Here is a 17,232-nt window from a genome sequence, read left to right on the forward strand (position 1 = left end):
TGGAGCGGGCGCTTGCCAGGGGGCGTGTCTTTTCCGTGCTGCAGCGCGCCGCCGCGGCGGCCGTGCTGGTGGCGGCAGGCTGGCTTTCGGACGGGTTGCGAACGGCATCTTCCGGCCGATCACTGTCACTAAGGGGGTCGCCTCGACGCAACCGCCCGCCTATGTCGAGGAAGCGGTGAGCGCGCACCGTACGACGCTGGTGCGCGAGACGATGCCATCGCAGCCGGAAGCGCCGGGCTACAATGCCGACGAAATCCGCGCCGCGACGGCGATCGTCATGCCCTCATTGCCCGACGACTGGAGGATCCGCGATGTCCAGATCTATCCGTCGCGGTACGGACCGAGCGTCGAGATGGCACTCGAAACGAAGGATCTCGGACTGGTCTCGCTGTTTGCGATCAGGCCAGGCACGTTCGATGTGGTGAAGCCCACCGTCGCGCCGTCGGGAGATATCTCGTCCGCCTATTTCCAGATCGGCGAGGTTGCCTACGCCGTCGTCGGACGAGGCGATGCGGGTGATCTCGATCGTGCCGCCGAGAAGCTGGCCCGGACGCTTTACTGACACTCAACCCAACCAATCCAACCAAGGAGAACCCAAATGAACAGCCCCAATCTGGGATACCGAATGGGCACCGGCGCCCAGGCCGGAGCGGTCTATGACGAAGGCCTGCGCCGGCACATGCTGCGCGTCTACAACTATATGGGCCTGGGCTTGGTCGTCACCGGTCTGATCGCCTTTGCGGTGGCCTCGACGCCGGCGCTTTATGTGCCGATCTTCTCCAGCCCGCTGAAATGGGTGGTGATGCTGGCGCCGCTTGCCTTCGTTATGCTCTTCTCCTTCAAGATGCAGACGATGTCGGCGGCTAGCGCCCAAGCCATGTTCTGGGCGTTCTGCGCCGTCATGGGCCTGTCGCTGGCTTCGGTGTTCCTGGTCTTCACCGGCACCAGCATCGCGCGCACCTTCTTCATCGCAGCCACCATGTTCGGCGCCACCAGCCTCTACGGCTACACGACCAGGCGCGACCTGACGCAGTTCTCGTCCTTCCTGATCATGGGCCTGATCGGCGTCGTGATCGCGAGCCTCGTCAACCTGTTCCTCGGCTCAACCGCGCTGCAGTTCGCCATTTCGGTGATCGGCATCGCCGTCTTCATCGGCCTGACCGCCTGGGACACGCAGACGATCAAGGAGCAGTATGCCGAGAATTTCGACGCTGAATCTCAGCAGAAGCTCGCCGTCTTCGGCGCCTTCTCGCTCTATCTGAACTTCATCAACATCTTCCAGTTGCTGCTGAATTTCACCGGCGAGCGCGAATAATCTGGATCGTAGCAGGCAACACTGCTGAACAAAAAAGTGGCTGGAGGGCAACCTCCGGCCACTTTTTTCGGGTAGGGCGGGGCTCATGGATCGTTCGTCTTGAAAGCGTGAAGCGCGGCTTAGTCCGCCGCCCTTGAGTTCACGCGCGGCCTTTTGCTAGCCTGCCGGACATACGAGCCCAGCCGCGAGGACGCATGGAACAGGTGACGCTTCAGGCTGACGGCATCTCGGCGGCGATCGTCGGGCAGGGGGCCGAGCTGGTCTCGTTGCGAGACGCCGACGGCATGGAGCTTTTGTGGCAGGCTGGCCCCGCCTGGCGTCGCCACTCTCCGGTTCTGTTTCCGATCGTCGGCCGGCTCAAGGGCGACCAGTTGCGTCATCGCGGGCAAAACTACCCGATGAAGCAGCACGGCTTCGCCCGCGACAGGCGCTTTGCCTGGGCGGAGCAGGGGACTTCCTCCTGCACGCTGGTCCTGAGCGACGATGCCGAAACCCGCATCCATTACCCATTCGCCTTCAGGCTGGCGATAAGCTACAGCCTTGCACCTCGCCAGCTCGGCGTGACCTTCGAGGTCACCAACACAGGCGATGAGGTGCTGCCGGCCTCGATAGGCGCCCATCCGGCCTTCAACTGGCCGCTGCTGCCGGACCTGCCCAAGGAAGCCTACCGGCTGACTTTTGCCAGCGATGAGTCCGCGCCGATCCTTCGCCTGAAAGACGGGCTTTTGCTCCCAACACCGCTGCCAACGCCCATCGATGGCAAGACGCTTGCGCTCTCCGAGCGGCTGTTCGACGACGACGCCGTCATTCTGGACAGGCCGGCCAGCACCAGCGTGCGCTATGCCGCCGACCGCGGTCCGGCGATCGAGATGTCCTGGCAGGGATTCAACGAGCTCGGCATCTGGTCCCAGCCGGGCGGAGCGCCGTTCCTGTGCATCGAGCCCTGGCACGGCATCGCAAGCCCGGTCGATTTCGATGGCGAATTTGCCGACAAGCCGGGCGTGATGCTGATCGAGCCGGGCGCGAAGCGCACGCTGATCTACCGGATCGCCCTCGGCCGGGAGCCGTAACGCGTGGCCTTTGCGATCAAGGCCGAGGTCAAGGAACCGCTGGCGGAGACCTTCTCATTCGCCGCCTACAAAACCATGTTTGGCGGCAAGCATATCGCCGAAGGCGACACGATCTTCGTATTCGCCAGCGAGAATGAAGGTGGGCAAGGGCTTGTCGCGCGCGGCGTGGTCACGTCTTGCGAGGCCATTCCCAGAAGGCCTGACCTCGAACGGCAGACGCCGCGTGTCAGCGTTTCCATCCGCCGTACCGCGCTGGTCGCGCGGCGATTGGGTCGAGACGAGCTCAAGCGGTTCAAGGACTGGAAGGACGGTCGGCCCGAGACCGAGCTCAACTTCAAATTCTATCGCCAGGCGACCAACAAGATCATCGGCATCTCTGGCGAGGCGGCAGCGTTTCTCGGCGGATTTTTCTAGGACGGCAAGCCACGGAACAAGTCGATCTCCTTCAATGGATCGCCGCCGTCAATGAAGAGCCTGCCATGTGGCCTCAAGGCCGCCTTGATGCGCGCCAATGCCGCCCGGCCAGCCTCGGGGTGACGCCCGTCGAGCGCGCCGACCCGCATGGCAAAGGCGATATCGAAGAGGGCATCGCCGGACCTCAATGCGAAGTCCTCGATTGCTACACGCCTGAAATCCAGGCTGCCGAAAGCCATCTCATCGGCCGATCCCGCACGCGCCAATCGGATTGCCTTTTCCGAGCGGTCGATGGCCAGAATGAAGCCGTGACCGATACGGCAAGCGACAGCGCGAGCGGCAACGCCCGGGCCGCATCCGATCTCCAGGACGCGAAGTCCCGGTTTCAACGGAAGAGCTTCGACGAAAGCGGATATCCGCTCAGAGATTCCTGCAGCCATGACACGAGTTATGCAATTCGGTTCGTGGGCCACGCAAGCGAGGCGGTGCCGAGCGGGATAGCTGGCAGGGCAGGGCATGAGTTCATGGACGCTCCAGCGCGTTCGTTGCTAACGTTCAGCGCCACGACTTTAGAGGAGATGCAACATGGACCGGTTCACGGGCGGTTGCCTGTGCGGCAATATCCGACTTGTGGCGTCGGGCCGCCCTTACCGGGTCGGCATCTGTCACTGCCTCGACTGCCGCAAGCACCATGGCGCGCTCTTTTATGCTGCCGCGGTATTCCCTCAGGACGCGGTGACGATCGATGGCGAGACCAGCGACTATGCCGGACGATTTTTCTGTCCGCGTTGCGGCTCCTCCGTTTTCGCGCGCACCGCGGACGAGATCGAAGTGCATCTGGGTTCCCTGGATGAACCTGACCAACTGGTGCCGACCTACGAACTCTGGACCGTCCGTCGCGAGTCCTGGCTGCCGCCGTTTCCGCTCACGAGACAATACGAACGCGATCGTGACGCCACGGGTCGCTCTGGAGAATAGGGGCGACCGGCAGCTTTCGGGTCGAATGACCGTCTGCGAGGTCAAGCCGGCCGTCACTCCGGAAGACCGGCCTTGCGAAAGCCGTCGACGAAATGCTCAAGCGTCGCGTCGTCGCGGAACGGCTCGGTCCAGACCCAGTGGCGGGTCGTGAAATGCGGGTTGGCGATGAGGAACATCTCGACCTCGGCGTGCGCCTCGTCGAGCCGGCCGAGCTGGGCAAGGCTTGCCGCCAGGAAGCGGCGTGAGCTCGTGCGATAGGTCTCGTCCCTGCGCAGCGTCTCGACGGCGGCTTCGTATTCGCCGGCCCCATATTGCGCCTGGCCGAGCGTCAGATAGTACCAACTCGGCGGAAACGGGTTCAGCCGGAACGCCTTGCGAATGTGTTCAAGGCTTTCCTCGATCCGCCCGGCCAGAACCTCAATGTCGGATATCGTCGCCCAGGCGTCGGCCTCGTTCGGGTCGAGCTCGAACGCCCTGGCGAATTCAGCGTCCGCCTCGTCGAAGCGCCGCTCATAGGCGAGCAGGTTGGCGAGTACCCATCGGCAGCCGGCATCGTTGGGGTCGATCGCGACGGCCTTGCGCGCCAGTTCCAGGGCAACGCTACGGTTAGGCTCGATCGGCTCGCCCCAATGCACCCATCCCATCCAGTGGTTCATGGCAAGCCAGCGATAGGCCTCGGCGTATTCGGGGTCGAGCGAAATCGCGCGCGTCAGCATCAGATGCGCTTCCCGTGCCGTCTGCGGCGAATCGTCGATCAGCTTGCGCGCCCGCACGCACAGATCGTAGGCGTCGAGATTCTTGGGCCGGTTGCGCGGCGGCGATGCGCGCAGCCTGCCGAGCAACGCCTCCACGATCTTGGCCGTCACCTCGTCCTGGACGGCAAAGATATCTTCCACGCTGCGATCGAAGCGTTCCGCCCACAGATGTTCGCCGCTTGCTGCGTCGACCAACTGCGCGTTGATGCGCACGCGCCCTGCGGCGCGCCTTGCGCTCCCTTCAAGCAGGTAGCACACGCCGAGATCCTCGGCGATCGCGCGCACATCCATCGCCTTGCCCTTGTAGGCGAAGACCGAGTTGCGCGCGATGACGAACAGGCCGGCGTTTCTGGACAGGTCGGTGATCAGGTCTTCGGTCAACCCGTCCGCGAAGGAGTCCTGCTCGGGATCGTTGCTGAAGTTGACGAAGGGCAGCACGGCTATCGACGGCTTGCCGGGCAATGGCAAAGGTTTTCGCCTCACGTCACCGAGCTGTTCGATGACGCCGGTGAAGCGGTAGCCGACGCGCGGAACCGTGGCGATCCATTCACCGCCGTCGGCGGCCGGTCCGAGTAGCTTCCTGAGCTGCGCGATCTGGACGGTGAGGTTGCCTTCCTCGACGGCCGTGCCCGGCCATGCCGCGTCCATCAGCTCGGCCTTGGCCAGGATTTCGCCGGGGCGTTCGACGAGCGCCGCAAGCAGCTTCAGCCCGCGATAGCCGGCGGCGACGGGCACATCGTTTCGAAGCAGCGTTCCCGCAGCCGAATCAAGTACGTACGGGCCAAAGGCAAAGCGCGATCCCTGCATGCGGCGCATCTATAGAGCAATTCCAGGAAAAGTGTGAGACGGTAGAGCGGTTCGTCGTGTCCGTGAAACGATGAACCGCTCAAGCCCATTTTGGAAGTTTTGAGAACTATTTGGACGGGCTTAATTACGGCGCTGCCGGCATCCTGCAGAATTCAACCTCATTCAGGTCGAAGGCCTCCAACTCCCAAGCCGTATGGGGCCTCAAACCACAGGAGGTTGCCATGAACGATACCTTTGCATCAGTCCCGCATCGGGCAGCGCGGTCGGAAATGCTGGTCGGGCAGGCATCGCGTTGGCGCTACAGCCTGGCGGCCCTGCAAAGCATGATCGCGGCCCGGCGCGAGCAGAACCGCTTTCGCTGGGATCTCAAGCGAATCTCGGAAGCCAACCCGCATCTGATCGACGATATCGGCCTGACGAAACGGCAGGCCGAGGAAGAGATCGCCAAGCTGCCTTTCTGGCAACGCTAGGGGAAGGTTGCGCGGCCGCTATCCGCGGGCCCGAGCGCGGCGACATTCCTACTTTGCATTGTCAAAGCGATTTAGAGACGCGACGCTGCCAGCAAGTTAGAAATGCGACAGTGATGCGCTTCTTGGCGTCGACGTGAGCGCCCGATCGGGCGTTAGCTGGTCGGGGTTGCGCAGCCCGATCGGGGGCGTTCCAGCTACCTCGGCTTTAGCTTTGAGCTTTGAGAGCCCGCACAACACTTCGTTTAGGTGCAAAGGTCGTCATTTCTGCGTAGATATAACGCTATGACGCACGAGACTGACGCCTCCACATCATCTCAGAAACTGCCGATGGCCTTCGGAGGTGGTGCCATCATTGGCGCCCTCGGCGGCCTCATTGGCCTTGGGGGCGCGGAGTTCCGACTACCGCTGCTGATTGGTATGTTCAACTTCGCTGCACTGGAGGCAGTGATCCTAAACAAAGCGATGAGCCTGGTCGTGGTGGCCACAGCTTTACCGTTCAGGGCGCAGACAGTGCCCTTTGCCGACGTGGTGGCCCATTGGCCGGTCATCCTCAATCTGCTTGCTGGTAGCCTCTTGGGTGCCTGGTTTGGAGCAGGGTGGGCGACACGCCTCAAATCGGAAACTCTCTACAAGGTGATAGCCTTGCTCCTGGTCGTCATCGCGGTCGTGCTGTTGTTCGGTCACGATGCCACGGCAGGTCAGGCGCTGGTCACCGGCACAGCCCGGCTGGTAGCGGGGGTCATTGCTGGCTTCATCATCGGCATCGTCGCCTCGCTCCTAGGAGTCGCCGGCGGAGAGCTGCTGATCCCGACACTGGTTCTGCTGTTCGGCGCCGACATCAAGCTGGCTGGCAGCCTGTCGCTTGCCGTGAGTCTGCCGACGATGCTCGTCGGGTTCACGCGCTACAGCCGAGATCAGAGCTTCTCGGTCATCGGCCGCAACAAGAAGTTCCTTCTGATCATGGCCGCCGGATCACTCATAGGGACATTCATCGGTGGCCAGTTGCTCGGCCTGGTGCCGAGTTACGCGCTGCTTCCGGCACTCGCGCTGATCCTAGTAATATCGGCCGTAAAGGTCTGGCAGCATAAGTAGTCACTCGGCTGCCTCCAGTCGCTCCGCCGCCTCCATCCGAGCCATCGCCTGCTCCCGCCGGGCAATGACGGCCGGATCGTTCATGAAATCCGTTCTCTTGCCGGGCTTGCGGCCGCGCTTGACGTAACCGTTGCTCTGGCTGCCATCGGGAATGCCGAACATGTGGTTCGCCTGGCCCGTGCGGCGCGGGCCGTGCTGGCTGCGCTTCAACTCGCGACTGGCCTGCATCTCGGCAACCATTGCAAGCGCTTCGTCCAGGCGCTTGTTCTCGACAATCTGCGGTCTGTGAACCGAGCGCAGCTTGTCGAAAGTTCTGTAGGGCAGCGATGTGCTGCCTTCCATGATCTCGAGCCGGCCATCAGGATAATCGCAGACGACCACCTTCTTGCCGGCCAGGCTCTTCGCGAAGTCGCTTGGGTCGAGGATGAACAGCACCTTGTCGTAGCGCAGCGTCAACGCTTGCGACGGAACTCCTTGCGGCACATAGCGCCGTCCAGGTTCTCGTGATCGGCGAGGGGACGGTGCATGTTCTTCGGATTGCGTGGCTCCTTGCCGAAGCGGACATTGAAGTCAGCTGCGAACTCGGCCGCGTAGGCGTTCGCCGCCTCGATCGTGCTGATGTTGCGCAGGCGCAGCTCCTTCACAAGTCGGTCCTGGAGAGTCTGGTTGGCACGCTCGACACGGCCCTTGGCCTGCGGGGTGTTGGCGCAGATGATGTCGATGTTCAGCTCGTAGAGCGCACGTCCGAATTGCGTCAGGCCGCTCGTCCGATCCTTCTCGGACCCATGCGTCGTGCGGAAGATGCCATGCTTGTCGCTGTAGAATGAAATCGGCTTTCCCCACTCCTGCAGATATGCCTTCGTGGCGATCAGGTAGTCGAACGTATTCTCCGAACCTGCAAATCGAAGATGCAGCAGCTTGCCCGTCGCATCGTCGATGTAGACGAGAAGGGCGCATTTGGGACCGCGGTTCTCGAACCACCAGTGGTGCGAGCCATCGATCTGCACCAACTCGCCGAGGCAGTCGCGCCGGCCCCGTGGCTGGTGAAGCTGCTTCTTGCGCTCCCGGCGCGATGTCCAGATGCCGGCCTCCGTCATCCATTTGCGTAGCGTCTCGGTGCTGACGGCGATCTGGTGCCATTCAAGCAGCTTCTCGCGGGCAAGCGTCGGGCCGAAGTCCCGGTAGCGATCGCGCACTAGATCCAATGCGCCGTTGCGGAAGTCCTCATCATGGCGTCGATTGCTCGGCCGGCCGCGCTTCTTCGACGCCAGCCCGCCGGTGCCGTCCTGGTCATAGGCCTGCAATAGCCGGTGAACCTGACTGCGGCTGAGATGAAGGAGCTCCGCCGCCTGGACGACGCTTAGTCGTCGGTCTCGGATCTTCTGGACGACTTCGAGACGATGCAGCTCTTTTTGCGACAAGGTGACCAAAGGCATGACGGCTCCGCAATAGGCCCGGTCTCACGCCAGGCTCTGTGAAGTCGCCAGCCTTCCTTTCCAGCTTCATGTTGACCAGCCTCGGAAGCGGGAAGTGTCGCATCTCTAACTGGGGCAACTGTCGCATTACTAAATGGCTGCTACATGCATAAGTCGCATAAGATAGATTATGGAACTGAGGTGCAGGCAGAGATCCGGGAATTGCTGCAGTTTTCAGCCAGTCCACACCCACGCCAAATGTCATATTGAACGCTGTGGCACGGCGCTGCTGTTGAGAAACGCCGCGGATATAGGACGCGGCTTCAATGGTGCTGACAGCGATGATGCTCGGAGCCGAGAACAGTGTCGCGATGAGAAAGCGCGTCTATTGCTCTGACTCATAAGGGATTTCGATCGCCATGCCGTCATAGGCCGGCACCACGTGGTCCGGCGTCTCGGCCATCACGGCGGCATAATCCAGCGGCACGTGCATATGCGTCAGCACGGCGTTTTTCGGCGAAAGCTTCTCGATCCAGCCCAACGCCTCGCCGAGCGACAGATGGCTCGGATGGGTATTGTACTGCAGCGCGTCGATCACCAGCGTGTCGAGGCCGCGCAACCGCTCGGCCGTGGCAGCCGGGAAGTCGCTGATATCGGGGCAATAGGCGATCCCGCCGATGCGGAAGCCCAGCGAGATGATATCGCCATGGATCTGCGGCAGCGGCTCAAGGGCGAGGGAACCCCCCTCGCCTTCGATCGTCACCGGTCTGCCATGATCGATGGGATGCGGCTTGACGATCGGCGGATAGGAGCTACCGGGCGGCGTCTGGAAACAGTAGCCGAACGCCTGCCTAAGGCGCTGCATCGTCGGCTCATCGGCATGGATATCGATGCGGTGCCGCTGCTCGTGCACATAGCCGCGCAGGTCGTCGATGCCATGGATATGGTCGGCGTGCGGATGGGTATAGACCACCGCGTCGATGCGCCTGACCGAGGCGAGCAGCATTTGCTCGCGGAAATCCGGCCCGGTATCGATGACGACCGTGGTGCGGCCGCCGTTGGTCGCGATCCGCTCGACGAGGGCCGCCGTGCGCATGCGCCGGTTTCTCGGATTGGTCGGATCGCAATTGCCCCAGTCACCTGTGATGCGCGGCGTGCCGGGCGACGAGCCGCAGCCGAGAATGGTGAGGCGCAGCCGGTCGCTCATGTCAGCTAGCCGCCACGTCCGGGCGCGGCATCTTGGTGAACAGCCGGAAGACGTTTTCGGTGGTTATGTCGGCGATCTCCGTCTGGCTGACGCCGATGGTTTCAGCCAGCACCTTCGCCGTGTTCGCCACATAGGCGGGCTCGTTGCGCTTGCCACGATGCGGGACAGGCGCAAGGTAGGGCGCGTCGGTCTCGACCAGCAATCGATCGCGTGGAACATCGGCGGCGATGGCGCGCAGTTCGGTCGAGTTCTTGAACGTCAGGATGCCCGAGAAGGAGACATAACCGCCCAGCGCCACGCCGACCTCAGCCAGCCTGCGCCCGGACGAAAAGCAATGCAGAATGAAGGGGAAGGCGCCCTTCCCTGTCTCGTCCTCGAGGATCGCCGCCATGTCGTTGTCGGCATCACGCGAATGGATGACCAGCGGCAGACCGGTCCGGCGCGCAGCGGCGATGTGGGTGCGGAAGCTTTGCGCCTGCGCCTCGCGCGGCGCGCGGTCATAGAAATAGTCCAGTCCGGCTTCGCCGATCGCCACCACCTTGGGGTGGCTGGAAAGCTGCACCAGTTCGTCAGCGGTCACATCGAGTTCTTCCGCCGCGTTGTGCGGATGGGTGCCGACCGAGCAATATACGTCGTCAAAAGTCTCAGCGATTTCAAGGATCTGCTGAAACCGCTTCACGCGCGTCGAGATCGTCACCATGCGGCCGATCCCGGCGGCAAGAGCGCGGGCGACGATGGCCGCCCGCCCCTCGGCGAAGTCCGGAAAGTCGAGATGGCAGTGACTGTCGACAAGCATCAGGCTTTTGCGTCCTGCTCGACGTAACGCGGAAACACGCCCTCAGGCGCCGGCAAGGCGGTGCCGGGCACGAGCGCATGTTCCGCATGGACGTGCTCGAAATTGCGCTTGTCCGCAGGCACGGCCAAAAGGTCGAGCAGCTTCGCGGCCGACCCCGGAATGAAGGGCTGGCTGAGCACCGTCACCCGCCGCACGACCTCGGCCGTCGTCCACAGCACCGTTTCCATGCGCTCGGGATCGGTCTTGCGCAGCGCCCATGGTTCCTGGGACGCGAAGTAGCGGTCGGCTTCGGCCACCACGCCGAAGATCGCCGCCAGCGCCAGATGGATGCCCTGCTCCGCCATTGCCCTGCGCGCCACAGCAAGCGCCTCGACGGCCTGGTCGAGGATCGCTGTATCGGCCTCGATAAGGTCGCTGCGCTTCGGCACCGCGCCGCCGCAGTTCTTGGCGATCATCGACAGCGAACGCTGCGCCAGATTGCCAAGGCCGTTGGCGAGATCGGCGTTGGTGCGGTTGACGATCGCCTCGTGGCTGTAGTTGCCGTCCTGGCCGAACGGCACCTCGCGCAGGAAGAAATAGCGCACCTGGTCGACGCCGTAATGCTCGACCATGGTGAACGGGTCGATGACGTTGCCGACCGACTTCGACATTTTCTCGCCGCGGTTGAACAGGAAGCCGTGGCCGAAGACGCGCTTGGGCAGCGGGATCCCCGCCGACATCAGGAAGGCAGGCCAGTAGATGGCGTGGAAGCGCACGATGTCCTTGCCGATGATATGTGCGTCGGCTGGCCAGAAGCGCCATTTCTCAGCATTTTCATCGGGATAGCCGACACCGGTAATGTAGTTGGTCAAGGCGTCGACCCACACATACATCACATGCTTCTCGTCGCCCGGCACCGGCACGCCCCAGTCGAAGGTGGTGCGCGAGACCGACAGGTCCTTCAGCCCCGACTTGACGAACCTCATTACCTCGTTGCGGCGCTCGGCCGGGCCGATGAAATCGGGTTGGCTCTCGTAGAGCGCGAGGAGCTTGTCCTGATAGGCCGAAAGTCGGAAGAAGTAACTCTCCTCCTCGACCCATTCGACCGGCGTTCCCTGCGGCCCATAGCGGACGTTATCTGCTCGGACTTCGGTCTCCTCCTCGCCGTAATAGGCTTCGTCGCGCACCGAATACCAGCCGGCATAGCCGCCCTTGTAGATGTCGCCATTGGCGGCCATCGCCTTCCAGATCGCCTGCGAGGACGCATAGTGCCGCTCCTCGGTGGTGCGGATGAAATCGTCGTTCGAGGCGTTGAGCGCGCTCGCCATGCTCTTGAACTCGGCCGCGTTGCGGTCGGCGAGCTCGCGCGGCGAAATGCCTTCCTTGCGCGCCGTCTGCAGCATCTTGATGCCGTGCTCGTCGGTGCCGGTCAGGAAGTAGACCTCCTTCCCGTCGAGCCGCTGGAAGCGGGCGAGCGCATCGGTGGCGATCAGTTCGTAGGCATGGCCGATATGCGGCTTGCCGTTCGGGTAGGAGATCGCAGTCGTGATGTAGAATGTGTCGCGTGACATGAATGAACCGTCATGAATGTCTGAATGTCAGTTGTGGCGATAAACTATCGGCATGGCGATTGCCATCCCGTAGGGCCGTCACATTCGCATCACAGAATTCAGGCGGTCGATCATGGTCAGGGCGTGCTGCTTCTTGTCGAGATTGTAGGTCTCTGTCTCAGATATCGTGTTCAACGCCTCGTGCCAAGCCTCGGACAGCGTTTTGGCTCTGGCGAGATCGCCGGCCAAAGCCGCTTCGCTGGCCGCCGCCGACAAAAGATCGAGCGCGCGGCGGTTGAAGATATCGAACTGGATCGCCTGGTCGCGGCCGGCGACGGCTTCGGCAAGACGGTGCGCTCCGGCAATGTCGGGCTTTTGCGCGGCCACCAGGGCATCGAGCGCGCCGGCGATTTCCAGCCCGCCATATTGGGTAAGCAGGATCGCGTTGCGGGCACTGCCCCCTGCCCGCTCGGCCAGTGCCGCGCGCGCCGCCGGATCCCTCGGCGGCGGCGGCTCGACGTTTTCCAGCACGGTCATTAGTTCGTCCGGCGCAAGAGGCGTCAGCCGCACCATCTGGCAACGTGACCGTATCGTCGGCAATAGGCTGCCCGGCGCATGCACGATGAGGACGAACAGGGTGCGCGCCGGCGGCTCCTCGAGATTCTTGAGCAAGGCATTGGCGGCATTGGTGTTCATGTCGTCGGCCGGGTCGACGATGACGACGCGGTAGCTGCCGTCATGCGAGGTCATCGACAGGAAGCGGCTGACCTTGCGGATCTCGTCGACGGTGAGCACCGTCTTGAAGCTCTTGGTCTTGTCGTTGGCCGGACGCGTCAGATGCAGCACCGAAGGATGGGCGCCGGTGGCTATCTGGCGAAACAACGACGACGCCGGATCGGGGACTGCGAGCGTCTCGGGCGCACCCCGAAAATCCGGATGTTTGAGAAGGTGATGCGCCAGGTGGAAGGCAAGCGTCGCCTTGCCGATGCCGTGCGGTCCGGCCAGGATCAACGCGTGCGGCAGCTTGCCGGCACGATAGGCTGCAGCAAGCATGCCGGCTGCCTGAGCATGGCCGATAAGCCGAGGTGTCTCCGACGGCTCGGGGACGCCGTCCAGCGTGTCGTGCTGTTCGGGGGCGATGCGTTCGAAGATCATACCGGCGCCGTCTGCTTCCTTTGCGCAGGCATCTGTTTTTCCAGCTCCGCGAACACGGCCGCGGTGACGACGTTTTCCACTGTTTCGGGATCGGCCGACGCATCGATGACGATGCAGCGATCCGGTTCCGCCTCGGCGATGGCCAGGAAAGCCTCGCGCCGGCGCTGGTGGATGGCTAAAGTCTCCTTCTCGAAGCGATCGGCGCTGTCGCCGGCGCCACGGCGCGCCGCGGCGCGTTTCAGGCCTTCGGCCGGATCGATGTCGAAGATCAGCGTCATGTCGGGAACCATGCCGTTGATGGCGACCGCTTCCAGCGCTTCCATGAAATCGGGATCGAGTCCGCCGGTGACGCCCTGATAGACGCGCGAGGAATCGATGAACCGATCGCAGAGCACGATCGTGCCGCGTTCGACCGCCGGCCGGATCACCTGCTCGACATGATCGGAGCGCGCGGCGGCGAAGAGGATCGCCTCCATCTTCGGGCCGAAGGGCTCGGCAGCGCCGGACAGAAGCACATGTCTCACCGCCTCGGCGCCCGGCGAGCCGCCCGGCTCGCGCGTCACCAGAACCTCATACTTCTTGGCGCGCATGCGTCGCGCCAGCCGCTCGATCTGCGTCGACTTGCCGGCTCCTTCGCCGCCTTCGAAGGTGATGAAAAATCCGCTCGCCAATCGAGGATGCCTTCGCCCGTGCTGGCCGCTGTCATAGCTCCCGTCCGACAAAAGGTCCACGAGCCGGCCCGATCACAAATGTTTCTGACGCAGCCAGCCGACAGCCAGTTCCTTGGCGGCGTCGAGCGCACGCTGCGGCAGCGTGCCGACCTTCACCGGCTCGGCGGCGAAAAGCGGCGTTCGCTGACTGAGCGTGTCGCCTATCCAAACGCGCAGCTCTCCGACCGGTTGCCCCTCCTCCACCGGCGCCGCCACCGGACCGTCATAGACGATCCTGGCGGTCAGCTTGTCGCGGTTGGCTATCGGCAGAAAGATGTCCACCGGCCCCTTGGCTTTCAAGGCCACGCCGGATTTGGCGCCTCCAAAAACCTCGGCTTCGCCGACAATCTCGTCCTTGGCGAAAATCTCCGTCTTCTGGAAGGAGCGCGACCCCCAGTCCAACAGCTTGCGCGCCTCCTCGGAGCGCTCCCGGTCGCTCGCCAGCCCGCTGAGCGCCGCGATCACGCGGATGCCGTTGTGGCTGACCGTGCCGACAATGCCGAAGCCGGCAGACTCGCTCGCCCCGGCCACGAAGCCGTCGGCATCGATGCCCATGCCCAAGAGCGGATTGCGGTTCCTCTGGGAGATCTTGTTCCAGGTGAAATCCGGCTGGCCGTAATAGTGGAAGAACTCGGGATAGTCGCGCCAGATGTGGAGCGCCAGCATCGTGAGTTCCCGCACCGTCGTCTGCTGGCCATCTGCCGGCAGCCCGGTCGAATTGACGAAGGTCGATTTCGAGAGACCGATCTCGCGGGCGCGCTCCGTCATTTGCGCAGCGAAATTTGCCTCCGAGCCCGCCATGCCTTCGGCGAGCACGATGCAGCCGTCATTGGCGGCCTGCACGGTCACGCCCTGGATCAGATCCTCGACGCGGACCGCCGATTTGAGCTTGGCGAACATGGTCGAGGTTCCGGACGGCGCGCCACCGGTGCGCCAGGCGTTTTCGCTGACCACGAAAGTATCGTCGAGCGTGATCCGCTTCGATTTGATGGCGTTGAAGACCACCTCCATCGTCATCAGCTTGGCCATGGAAGCCGGGGGAATCGGTTTGTCGGCATCCTTGGCAAACAGCACCGTGCCGGTATCGGCATCTATCATGAAGGCTTGGGCCGCCTTGGTCTCGAAAAGCTGCGCACTCGCCGGGACGACGCCAAGCAGCACTAGCACCAATCCCAGGAATCCGGCGAAAGGCGGAAAAATGCGGAACTGCATGAAGTATCGACCCATTAGCCGGACTGGCCCGGCCAAGCTATCAGGGTTCGTTCCGCCGGATCAACGGCGCTCGCGAAATTGATCAGTTTCGCACAACCAATGCGTCCGGCGCCCCGTGCGACCAGGCCGCCTGCAGCAGCTCGTCGATGCTGCCATGGCCATCCGGATAGACGTTGACCGCGTACCAATCGTTGCCGTCGAGCTCGGTGCGCTGGATTTCGGTCCTGCCGAACGGCTCGAGAGCCGCCGCCACGCGCTTTGCCTGGGCGGCATCGTCGAAGGAGCCTGCCGCGACGTAGACCGCAGCCGGCGCCTGTTCCTGGCGGTTCGATTTCTTCCACGACTGCAGGATGTCGGCCGGCGACATGCCGCTGCCGTCGAGGGCCGCGAAGACGTCGGCGCGATTGACGCGCTCATCCGCGTAGGAAAGCGAGGCCATGGCAAAGGGTGAATTCGGCGGCAACCTGAACTCCGGCCGCTCCGGCACGATCGGCCCGAAATCGGGCAGTGTGACATCGCTGGCGCCCGGTGCCTGCGCCGACATCGCCGGTTGCGCGGTCGGCTGCTCCGATAGCCCGGGCTGCGCGGCGAAAGCCTGACCTGAATCGGTCAACTGGCCTGGGAACGGCACGGCGGCCGGCGGCGCGTCCACCTGAATGCTTGGCGACGGACCATTCATGGCTACCATCACACCGGTCGGCAGGCCGTCGGACGGATCCGGCCGTCTGTTGCCGGGATGGTAGGAGGCCATCAGATACTGGTCGTCATTGCCGTCGAGCGGCGCCCGGCCGACATATTCGACCTTCACTCTTGCTGTGCCGACCTTGCCATAGTCGAGCATTTGCGCGGCACGCTCCGAGACGTCGATGATACGGCCCTCATGGTATGGGCCGCGGTCGTTGACGCGCACGATGACAGAGCTGCCGGTGTCGAGATTGGTGACGCGGGCATAGCTCGGCAGCGGCATGGTCGGATGCGCCGCCGTCAGCTGCGCCGTGTCGTAGACTTCGCCATTTGCGGTCAGCCGGCCATGGAAGGCGTCGCCATACCAGGAAGCCAGACCTACCTTGGCGTAGCGCCTGTCTTCCTTGGGATAGTACCACTTGCCGCGTACCTGATAGGGCTTGCCGAGCTGGTCGCGGCCGCCGCCGCGGCGCATGTAGTTGACGCGTGGGCTCGCCTTCACGCCATATTCGGATTCGGCGAAATATTCCTTGGAGCGCGGCCGCTTGTCGATCATCGACTTCGGCTGCGGCGTTGAGGTGCAGGCGGCAAGCAGCACCGCCGACAGGGCGCACAGCGCGAAAGCAGGAGCGCGACGAAGACGCGGGCGCGCCGAAGTCTGCATGTTTCGATTGTCCCCTACAGTCTCGCCGCCATCAGTCGGAGCCAAGCGCCCGCGAATGCCAGCAACACCTTGATCCCCAATCCCTTTGTGCGCAGGAATTGCTTATCACGATGTTAATCGATTATGGCCGGAACCAGGCGAGATTATGGCGAGAACTGCCAGGGAGGGGCCTTGCATAGATGAGCGCCGGATGGAGGGGCAGCTTTTTGGAGGGGGGACTTCCATTTCCAACCGGCGCTCACAGCGCTGGAACTCCCTGCGCCAACCAGGAGTCTAGCATGGGCGTCGTCAAGGGCTTTCTAACCGAACGGACGACTCGGTTCATCTATATTAGCTATCGGATGATGGACCTTGGCCGCGACCGTCGGAGACGCTTTCGATCCCTGCCGGAGGCGTTGCCCGTCGGGCTCGCCTTCGCGGGATAAGAAAACGCCCACCACGTTTTCCGTAGCGGGCGCTAGTTCGGGAGGAAATGAGACGCGTTGCGGTCAGGGGCGTCCCCTTTACCCACCGACGACGGTACGCCTCGCTTGGCTGGATAATAAGCGCGCACCGGTTGAAGCGCTGCATATTCAAGCTGCGTGACTTTTCCGCCACAGATGTAAGACACCCGGCCGACTAAGCAGCCGGATATGCGCATCTTCTGCCTGACAGCGGGAAGGCATCGCCGCGGTGGTTGACGCAGCCCCGACCACCGCACTACAGGAGAAGCGCGAACCGGTCGGGAACGCCTCCGGCGCCAATCTGGCGCCGACCATTTGAAAATCGACCGATAGCGATGATCCCAAGTGGTTGAAATACCACGATGGAGGGATGGCCGAGCGGTTTAAGGCACCGGTCTTGAAAACCGGCGTGGGCGCAAGTTCACCGTGGGTTCGAATCCCACTCCCTCCGCCACAGAGCCAATAAAAACAGCTAGTTAACTACCGAAAGCGTAACCGGGGCAAAACCGGTGGCGG

The 17,232-nt window shown here is 63.0% G+C and carries 15 protein-coding genes, 1 tRNA gene and 2 pseudogenes; 8 read left to right on the top strand and 10 right to left on the bottom strand.

From position 1 onward, the window contains the following. The 4 genes and pseudogenes from DH10_RS34915 to DH10_RS34930 all read left to right on the top strand — a co-directional run. A pseudogene (locus tag DH10_RS34915) lies at positions 1-562 on the top strand (hypothetical protein); the annotation flags it as partial. Positions 563-598: 36 nt separating this feature from the next. Beyond that, a complete protein-coding gene (locus tag DH10_RS34920) occupies positions 599-1,315 on the top strand; it encodes a Bax inhibitor-1/YccA family protein (RefSeq protein ID WP_192245017.1) in 717 nt (238 codons plus the stop codon). A gap of 194 nt (positions 1,316-1,509) precedes the next feature. Next, complete coding sequence (locus DH10_RS34925; protein WP_192245019.1) at positions 1,510-2,385, top strand: aldose 1-epimerase family protein; 876 nt, start codon at positions 1,510-1,512, stop codon at positions 2,383-2,385. A gap of 3 nt (positions 2,386-2,388) precedes the next feature. Continuing rightward, the gene (locus DH10_RS34930) at positions 2,389-2,799 is read left to right on the top strand and encodes a hypothetical protein (protein ID WP_192245021.1); all 411 of its coding nucleotides are present in this window, start codon (positions 2,389-2,391) and stop codon (positions 2,797-2,799) included. On the opposite strand, the gene DH10_RS34935 is transcribed toward DH10_RS34930, so the two are convergent. Further along, positions 2,796-3,239, bottom strand: a complete 444-nt coding sequence (locus tag DH10_RS34935) for a class I SAM-dependent methyltransferase (protein ID WP_192245023.1) — start codon at positions 3,237-3,239, stop codon at positions 2,796-2,798. The genes DH10_RS34930 and DH10_RS34935 overlap by 4 nt on opposite strands. Positions 3,240-3,384: 145 nt before the next feature. On the opposite strand from DH10_RS34935, the gene DH10_RS34940 reads away from it, so the two are divergent. Next, positions 3,385-3,777 (top strand): GFA family protein, encoded by a 393-nt coding sequence (locus DH10_RS34940; protein WP_192245025.1) that lies wholly within the window; start codon positions 3,385-3,387, stop codon positions 3,775-3,777. 53 nt (positions 3,778-3,830) lie between these two features. Here DH10_RS34940 and DH10_RS34945 read toward each other — a convergent pair whose 3' ends face one another. Continuing rightward, positions 3,831-5,348, bottom strand: coding sequence for a winged helix-turn-helix domain-containing tetratricopeptide repeat protein (locus DH10_RS34945; protein ID WP_192245027.1), 1,518 nt, complete (start codon positions 5,346-5,348; stop codon positions 3,831-3,833). Positions 5,349-5,560: 212 nt separating this feature from the next. Here DH10_RS34945 and DH10_RS34950 point away from each other — a divergent pair, with 212 nt between their 5' ends. Together DH10_RS34950 and DH10_RS34955 are read left to right on the top strand one after the other, a co-directional pair. Beyond that, positions 5,561-5,809 carry a DUF1127 domain-containing protein gene (locus DH10_RS34950; RefSeq protein WP_376774825.1) on the top strand — a complete coding sequence of 83 codons (249 nt, stop codon included), beginning with the start codon at positions 5,561-5,563 and terminating at the stop codon, positions 5,807-5,809. Positions 5,810-6,091: 282 nt separating this feature from the next. Next, entirely contained in the window at positions 6,092-6,901 is an 810-nt protein-coding gene (locus DH10_RS34955) for a sulfite exporter TauE/SafE family protein (RefSeq protein ID WP_192385887.1), read from the top strand. Here the strand turns inward: DH10_RS34955 and DH10_RS34960 are convergent. The 8 genes and pseudogenes from DH10_RS34960 to DH10_RS34995 form a co-directional block, all read right to left on the bottom strand. Further along, positions 6,902-8,337 (bottom strand): annotated as a pseudogene (locus DH10_RS34960) (ISNCY family transposase). It abuts the gene before it with no gap. A 364-nt stretch (positions 8,338-8,701) separates the two neighbouring features. Next, positions 8,702-9,523 carry an MBL fold metallo-hydrolase gene (locus DH10_RS34965; protein WP_192385888.1) on the bottom strand — a complete coding sequence of 274 codons (822 nt, stop codon included), beginning with the start codon at positions 9,521-9,523 and terminating at the stop codon, positions 8,702-8,704. 1 nt (position 9,524) lies between these two features. Next, a complete protein-coding gene (locus tag DH10_RS34970; RefSeq protein ID WP_192245031.1) occupies positions 9,525-10,319 on the bottom strand; it encodes a TatD family hydrolase in 795 nt (264 codons plus the stop codon). After that, positions 10,319-11,869 carry a methionine--tRNA ligase gene (gene metG / locus DH10_RS34975; protein WP_192245034.1) on the bottom strand — a complete coding sequence of 517 codons (1,551 nt, stop codon included), beginning with the start codon at positions 11,867-11,869 and terminating at the stop codon, positions 10,319-10,321. Before metG ends, DH10_RS34970 begins: the two co-directional genes overlap by 1 nt. A 78-nt stretch (positions 11,870-11,947) precedes the next feature. Next, a complete protein-coding gene (locus DH10_RS34980) occupies positions 11,948-13,003 on the bottom strand; it encodes a DNA polymerase III subunit delta' (RefSeq protein ID WP_192245036.1) in 1,056 nt (351 codons plus the stop codon). Then, the gene (gene tmk / locus DH10_RS34985; RefSeq protein WP_192245038.1) at positions 13,000-13,674 is read right to left on the bottom strand and encodes a dTMP kinase; all 675 of its coding nucleotides are present in this window, start codon (positions 13,672-13,674) and stop codon (positions 13,000-13,002) included. The genes DH10_RS34980 and tmk overlap by 4 nt, the downstream gene beginning before the upstream one ends. A gap of 72 nt (positions 13,675-13,746) precedes the next feature. Then, positions 13,747-14,925 carry a D-alanyl-D-alanine carboxypeptidase family protein gene (locus tag DH10_RS34990; RefSeq protein ID WP_192245040.1) on the bottom strand — a complete coding sequence of 393 codons (1,179 nt, stop codon included), beginning with the start codon at positions 14,923-14,925 and terminating at the stop codon, positions 13,747-13,749. An 82-nt stretch (positions 14,926-15,007) separates the two neighbouring features. After that, the gene (locus DH10_RS34995) at positions 15,008-16,273 is read right to left on the bottom strand and encodes a septal ring lytic transglycosylase RlpA family protein (RefSeq protein ID WP_192245042.1); all 1,266 of its coding nucleotides are present in this window, start codon (positions 16,271-16,273) and stop codon (positions 15,008-15,010) included. An 807-nt stretch (positions 16,274-17,080) separates the two neighbouring features. Between DH10_RS34995 and DH10_RS35000 the strand changes: the two genes are divergently transcribed. Continuing rightward, positions 17,081-17,170 (top strand) — tRNA-Ser (locus DH10_RS35000). Positions 17,171-17,232 lie beyond the last annotated feature (62 nt).

This window comes from Mesorhizobium silamurunense (assembly GCF_014843825.1).
Lineage (GTDB): Bacteria > Pseudomonadota > Alphaproteobacteria > Rhizobiales > Rhizobiaceae > Mesorhizobium > Mesorhizobium silamurunense.